This is a genomic window from Pseudomonas sp. Sample_24 (assembly GCF_004307605.1).
Taxonomy (GTDB): Bacteria; Pseudomonadota; Gammaproteobacteria; order Pseudomonadales; family Pseudomonadaceae; genus Aquipseudomonas.
The window spans coordinates 4,458-5,876 of record NZ_RCNW01000382.1 but is presented as its reverse complement, the minus strand read 5'-3'; the positions used below and the strand labels follow the sequence as shown (position 1 = coordinate 5,876).

1 protein-coding gene is annotated in these 1,419 nt (G+C 58.8%); it reads left to right on the top strand.

Annotation, left to right across the window (positions count from 1 at the left end; all coding sequences use genetic code 11):
• Positions 1 to 1,361, top strand: a 1,361-nt coding sequence (locus D8V06_RS21505; protein WP_130931741.1) for an FHIPEP family type III secretion protein, incomplete at its 5' end; no start/stop codon positions are given.
• Between the last annotated feature and the right edge of the window lie 58 nt (positions 1,362 to 1,419).

The following is a 1,419-nucleotide window of genomic DNA, read 5'->3' as shown; positions in this document are numbered from 1 at the left end:
CACTGTTGTTGTCCACCGCTGCGGCGATCATGGTGACCCGTGCTTCCGGTTCGGAGGACATGGGTAAACAGATCAATCGTCAGATGTTCGCATCGCCCAAGGCGCTGGCCGTATCGGCAGGCTTGATGGCGGTGATGGGGCTGGTGCCCGGCATGCCGCACTTTTCCTTCCTGACCATGGCTGCCCTGGCGGCGGGTGGTGCCTACCTGTTCTGGCGCAAGCAGAACCAGGTCAAGGTCCAGGCGTTGCAGGAGGTCAAGCGTCAGCAGGAATTGCTGCCATCGCCAGCGCGCGCGCAGGAAACCAAGGAGTTGGGCTGGGATGACGTGACGCCGATCGACATGATCGGCCTGGAAGTCGGCTACCGCCTGATTCCATTGGTGGATCGCAATCAGGGTGGTCAATTGCTGGCGCGGATCAAGGGCGTGCGCAAGAAGTTGTCACAGGACCTGGGCTTCCTGATGCCGACCGTGCACATCCGCGACAACCTCGACCTGGCACCAAGTGCCTACCGCCTGACCTTGATGGGGGTGATCCTGGCCGAGGCGGAGATTTACCCGGATCGCGAACTGGCGATCAACCCGGGGCAGGTATACGGCACGCTCAACGGCATTACCGCCAAAGATCCGGCTTTCGGTCTGGAAGCGGTCTGGATCGAAATCAGTCAACGTGCCCAGGCACAATCCCTTGGCTATACAGTGGTCGATGCCAGTACAGTAGTGGCCACTCACTTGAACCAGATTCTGTACAAGCATTCCAGTGAGCTGATCGGGCACGAGGAAGTGCAGCAACTGATGCAGTTGCTGGCGAAAAACTCGCCGAAACTGGCCGAAGAATTGGTGCCGGGTGTGTTGTCGCTGTCTCAACTGCTCAAGGTTCTGCAAGCGCTGCTGGCAGAGCAGGTGCCGGTGCGTGACATTCGAAGCATAGCCGAAGCCATCGCCAACAATGCTTCCAAGAGTCAAGATACCGCCGCCCTGGTGGCTGCGGTGCGTGTCGGCGTTAGCCGCGCAATCGTGCAAAGCATTGTAGGCACTGACTCCGAGCTGCCAGTGATCACGCTGGAGCCAAGGTTGGAACAAATATTGCTCAATAGTCTGCAGAAGGCAGGACAAGGCTCGGAAGAGGGCGTTCTGCTGGAGCCAAGCATGGCTGAAAAGCTGCAACGCTCGCTGATCGATGCGGCGCAGCGCCAGGAGATGCAAGGTCAACCGGTGATTCTGCTGGTGGCCGGTCCGGTTCGCGCGATGCTCTCGCGATTTGGCCGGCTGGCAGTCCCGGGTTTGCACGTGTTGGCTTATCAGGAAATCCCTGACAACAAGCAAGTGACCATCGTTGCGACAGTAGGGCCCAACGGCTGAGGTAGTGGTTTATGCAAGTTAAGCGTTTTTTCGCCGCCGATATGCGTCAGGCCATGAA